Raw genomic sequence first — 5097 nt, forward strand, 5'->3', positions numbered from 1 at the left:
ACCCGAAGGTGAAGACCAAACAGCGAAGAATCCCTGGACCCCTCGCCCGGCTCAGACCTAAGTGCTTGATTTTCAAGCCGCTTCAGCATCTGCGCCGGAAGTGGGGCGCATTATAGGGGAGTTTCGGAGCAGGTCAACAGGTTATTTCAAGAAAGTTTCAGCAGGGACCAAAAAGGCCCACAGAAAGCGACCTGTCACCTGTGCGAGGTAAGATGCGGGCAGACGATGTTTCGAGGACTGCATGACTTCCATCCTAGCTCGCTACCGACAACAGCTGAGGAATACGCTTGGCGATTGGTTTCCCCGCACCACGCTCTTCCTTAAAGGAGAGCCACCTATTAAGGGAGACACCAAGCCAGGCAGCCGCAAGAAGGCAGAGCCGGCCCAAGCCCCCAAGCGGCAGGCCGAGCCGAAGGCTGCCAGCAAAGGTGCAAAAAGGGAGCAATCGACCGTCCAGCGCACTCTGGCTGTCCCGGCTGCCCCCTCCCCCGCCGCCCTCTATGGTCCCGCCTTCACCGTGAAGCGCTCTCAGGAGCAGCGGATGAAGATGCGCGTCGAGCAGGCCGTTGCCCAGGGCATCATCCAGCCACCGTCGCCGGAACAATGGAAGATGATCCTGGCTCGCGCCCCGGCGACGCGGATCTTCGCGGGTGCCGGTTCGGGCAAGACCACGACACTGGTACTGCGGGTGGTGTTCATGCTGTGCCACCTCGAGATCCCACGCGAGCAATTGACCGTCATCTCCTTTACCAAGGCTTCCTGCGAAGAGTTGCGCGCGCAGCTCAAGCGCGTCCTGGCTTTCTGGGAGGCTCCGCTGAACGATGAGGCAGCACGCGAACTGGTAAGAACCTTTCACTCGGCCCTGGCGCAGCTGGCGCGCTCAGAGCTGAGGGCGACGCAGTGGTTCGAGCAGCTGTCCACTCAATCGAAAGGTGAGGATGAGCCGGATAACGGCATGCTGGCTGGCGCCACGCTGAACGAGGGTCAACGGCAGCTCCTGGTGCAAGCCTATGAGAATTGCTACCGCGAGGACGCCGGTTTTCGTCGTCGGGTTCATCTGTTGCTGGAACTGGCGGCGCCCAATGAGGAAGAGCCACCTGGCGCCCCGCCCTTGCAGCCCTTCGTCCTCAATGGCGAACGCCAACCACAACCGCTGCCCGACCTCTTCTATGGCCAGGCTTCATTCGCCGAGACCCTGGGGCTGCGGGTCGGCTCTATAAAGAGCAACCAACTGGAGTGCTCGACGCGGGACCGGATCTTTCTGGAGGCCATGCAGCAGTTCTGGCGCCACTTTGGCAAGTTGCTGAAGGAACAACGGCTGATCACCTTCAATACCGCCTTTGCCGTGCTGACGGATCGCCTGGACAAGAAACCCAGTCGCGCCCTGATTGCCCGCCTGCAGCCCTTCACCCATTTGCTGATCGACGAATTCCAGGACATCTCGCCGCAGATCGCCCTCTGGCTGCAGCAGGTACAGCGCAGGCTCGCCGAGGAAAAAGTTGCGCCCTCGCTGATGGCCATCGGTGACGACTGGCAATCCATCTATGGCTGGCGAGGCAGCTCGCCGGAGCTGTTCATCCACTTTGATCGCTGGTTTCCAGGCCAGACGCCCAGCCATACGCTGATGCTGGGGACCAACTACCGTTCTTCACCGGACATCGTGGCGGATGGTGAACGTATTCTGACGCAGGTCCGCCACAAGCGACCGAAGAAAACCCAGGCGTTCCGCCTGGCGGACGACCAGGGACACGGGGTCAGGGTCGTACCGCAATTCGATATCGCTCGTCAGCTGGCTTCGTTGCTGGGCGAGATCGAGGCGCAACGGACTTATGCCGCGGAACGAGAGCGGCCGGAGCGCTGTGCGGTCATGGTGATGAGTCGTTTGAACGCGCCCTTGAAGGCCATCAACGAACAGCTGGGCCGTCAGCCCGGAGTGCGGACCTGCACCATTCACCGAGCCAAGGGCCTGCAGGCCGAGGTGGCGATTGTGCTGGACGACGGCCAGCCCCAGCAGCCCCATCCGCTGCGCAATGCCCTCTATGCCGCGAGTGGGCATTTTCAGCAAAGCTATGACGCTGCCATGGCCGACGAAGCGCTACGTCTGAGCTATGTGGCGGTGACCCGCGGGGTCAGCCGGGTGCTGTGGTACACCCGGCAGCCGCGGGGGGCGGCGGCGATATTGGCGGGCTGAGCAGGTATCGGCTCGGGTGGCGTCGTCTCGTACCCCCATCGAGCGCGGCACACGGTGAGGGGCCATGCCCGCCATGACGACACGCGCATCGCCCCCCTCTCCTTAGCCACCCAGACTTGAAGCAATCGCCTCGCTCAACCCCTGCAGACGTCGCGATTGCATGGACTGGTCCTCGTATCGAGCATGCAGGAGCAGAAAGCGTGCCGAGGGCAACGCCGGCAGGGCGTCCTGGTCGAGCCGCCGCAGCCCCTGTCCGGCCACCGCGGAAGCATTCAGGCAGGCAATGCCGAGGCCTGCCGTCAGCGCTGCCTGCAGGCCTGCCACACCAGAAGCGATATGGCTGATGACATAGGGGATGCCTGCGGCCTCCAGGCGGCTGCACGCCAATCGATGCAGGGAGCAGCCCTCCGGCAACAGGGCCAGCGGCAAGGGTCGCCCTCGCTGCAGCGGATTGCTGTCCAACGCGCTCACCCAGATCAGTGGTTCCTGGTGCAGGGGTCTGATCGTCACCCTGGGTGCAGTCTTGCGCTCGGCCTCGAGGCTCATGACGATGGCGAGGTCCAGCTCGCCCTGGCGCTGGGCAAGCTCGAGTTCGTCGCTCCTGCCGATGCGGGTACGCAGACGCAGCGCCGGCAGCTGTTGATGCAGGCGTGCCAGCAGGCGCGCCAGATCGACTGGGCGGAAATAGTCGGTCACGCCGAGGCAGGCTTCTCCTTCGAGAGGAATCTCGTGGAGATCGCGCCAGGCCGCATCGGCCATTGCCAATAGCGGCCTGGCATGGGCCAGCAATCGCTCCCCTGCGGCCGTCGGTTTTACTCCGCTTTTGCTGCGAATCAACAGGGTATGGCCAGCGCGCTCTTCCAGTTTGCGCAATTGCTCGCTGAGCGCTGATTGCGAGAGACAACGCAGCGGCACTGCTGCCGATAGGCTACCGGCGTCAACGGCGGTGACCAGGGTGCGAAGCTGTTCGAGATCGAAACCGGACATGAGCATCCATTCCAAAAACCGATGGATTCCATTCTATATTCCTGCTTTTCCGTTGCAAGGACGATCTGCACAGTGATGGCTTCAACCCAGGAGAACTGCCATGCCCCACATTACCCTTCAGCTTTCTGGCGAGCGCGATGAAACGCTCGGTCAACGTGCGGTACTGCTGATCAATGACCTGATCAAAGAGTGTTTGGGAAAACGCCCCGAAGACATGGCCACTACCCTCAACTACATTCCTGACTCGGATTGGTTTCTTGGCGGGCAGTCGTTGGCGACGCTGGGCGGCAGCGCCTTCCACCTCGACATCAGCATCACCGACGAGACGAATACCAAGGGCGAAAAGGCGCGTTTCCTTCACCAAGTCCAGGCAGCCATGGCGACGCTCAGGCCCGACCTTCACCACCTCTGCTATGTGCATCTGATCGACGCGCGCGCCACAGCCTATGGTTTTGGCGGCCGGAGTCAGGAATGGCGACACCAGCAAGTCGGGGTCTGATTCCACAGCTGGCTGCCGCCCTTCCCCCGGGCGGCAGCCAGTCCGCCCGCTACTCGATCACGTCGAAATCCTTGAGGTGCTCTTCGGACAGCTCCAGGCCCAGTCCAGGCGTGTCATCGTCCAGCTGCAGGTAGCCACCGACCGGCTGGGGTTCGCCCTTGAAGACGTAGTAGAAGAGTTCGTTGCCCACCTCCACGTCGAATACCGGGAAGAACTCGGCCATGGGCGAAGCGGTGCTGGCCATGGTCAGGTGGTAGTTGTGCATCTGCCCGGCATGGGGGATGACCGGCACCGACCAGGCTTCGGCCAGGGCATTGATCTTGCGCGCGGCGGTGATGCCACCCACACGGTTGGTGTCGTATTGGATGACGTCCACGGCGCGGCGCTCGAGCAGGTCCTTGAAGCCGTAGGAGGTGAATTCGTGCTCGCCGCCGGAGATGGGCAGGATGCCCATCTTCTTGAGTTCGACGTAGCCTTCGATGTCATCGGCGATGACCGGCTCTTCCAGCCAGCGCGGTTCGAATTCGGCCAGTTTGGGCAGCATGCGACGGGCGTATTCCAGAGTCCAGCCCATGTAGCACTCCAGCATGATGTCGACGTCGGGACCGGCCAGCTCGCGCAGGGCGCGCACCTGGTCGAGATTGCGCCGCATGCCGGCGGGGCCGTCCTTGGGACCGTAGCCAAATCTCATCTTGAGGGCGTCGAAGCCCTGGTTGAGATAGCCCTGGGCCTCTTCCAGGAACAGATCCAGATTGTCGTTGGCGTAGAGCTTGGAGGCGTAGCAGGGAATCTTTTCCTTGGTGCGACCGCCCAGCAGCTTGAACACCGGCTTGTTCACCGCCTTGCCCATCAGGTCCCAGAGCGCCAGGTCGACGGCGGAGATGGCGGCCATGCCGATGCCCTTGCGGCCCCAGGCGTGGGTGCGGCGATACATCTTCTGCCAGAGGTATTCGTTGTCGAAGGGATCCTGGCCCATGACGATGGGGGTCAGGTACAGATCGATGATCTCCTTGGCCACTCGCGGCGCCAGGGCGCAATTGCCCAGACCGACCAGGCCGCTGTCGGTTTCGATCTCCACCACCAGCCAGCCGTGGAAGCGAAACGAGCCCATGGCGTCGCCGCGTTCATAGAGGATGTCGGTGGCATTGGTACAGAAGTGCGCCTGGGGCGGGACGACCTTGCCTTTCCATTCGAAGACGCGGGTGCGGACGCTGGTGATTTTCATCGGACTTTCCTTTTTTCGAGCATGAGTCAGGCCGGCCGGCTCCACGAGCCGGTTCGGCGAATTCAGGTAGCGCCTGGAGCGCCCCAGTAGCTATCAGTGGCGAGACGCGCCCAGGCGACAGGCGATCTCGAAGGCCTGACGGGTCGCGCCGACGTTGGCGCGCCCCTGGCCGGCGATGTCGCAGGCGGTACCGTG

Annotated in this window: 5 protein-coding genes; 2 read left to right on the forward strand and 3 right to left on the reverse strand. The window is 62.6% G+C overall.

The window, feature by feature from the left end:
- The first annotated feature begins 241 nt into the window (after nucleotides 1-241).
- A complete protein-coding gene (locus QMX82_RS25190) occupies nucleotides 242-2191 on the forward strand; it encodes a UvrD-helicase domain-containing protein (protein ID WP_282288643.1) in 1950 nt (649 codons plus the stop codon).
- 102 nt (nucleotides 2192-2293) lie between these two features.
- Here QMX82_RS25190 and QMX82_RS25195 read toward each other — a convergent pair whose 3' ends face one another.
- Nucleotides 2294-3178 carry a LysR substrate-binding domain-containing protein gene (locus QMX82_RS25195; protein ID WP_282288645.1) on the reverse strand — a complete coding sequence of 295 codons (885 nt, stop codon included), beginning with the start codon at nucleotides 3176-3178 and terminating at the stop codon, nucleotides 2294-2296.
- A gap of 100 nt (nucleotides 3179-3278) precedes the next feature.
- Here QMX82_RS25195 and QMX82_RS25200 point away from each other — a divergent pair, with 100 nt between their 5' ends.
- Nucleotides 3279-3677, forward strand: a complete 399-nt coding sequence (locus QMX82_RS25200; protein ID WP_187979165.1) for a tautomerase family protein — start codon at nucleotides 3279-3281, stop codon at nucleotides 3675-3677.
- Nucleotides 3678-3726: 49 nt separating this feature from the next.
- Here the strand turns inward: QMX82_RS25200 and QMX82_RS25205 are convergent, their stop codons facing one another.
- Both QMX82_RS25205 and QMX82_RS25210 read right to left on the reverse strand, forming a co-directional pair.
- A complete protein-coding gene (locus QMX82_RS25205; protein WP_187979164.1) occupies nucleotides 3727-4902 on the reverse strand; it encodes an L-rhamnonate dehydratase in 1176 nt (391 codons plus the stop codon).
- Between the two features lie 93 nt (nucleotides 4903-4995).
- Nucleotides 4996-5097: 4-hydroxythreonine-4-phosphate dehydrogenase PdxA (locus tag QMX82_RS25210; RefSeq protein WP_282288649.1), on the reverse strand; the 102-nt coding region annotated here is incomplete at its 5' end.

Source organism: Pseudomonas sp. PS02302 (genome assembly GCF_029959585.1).
Taxonomy (GTDB): Bacteria; Pseudomonadota; Gammaproteobacteria; order Pseudomonadales; family Pseudomonadaceae; genus Chryseomonas; species Chryseomonas aestiva.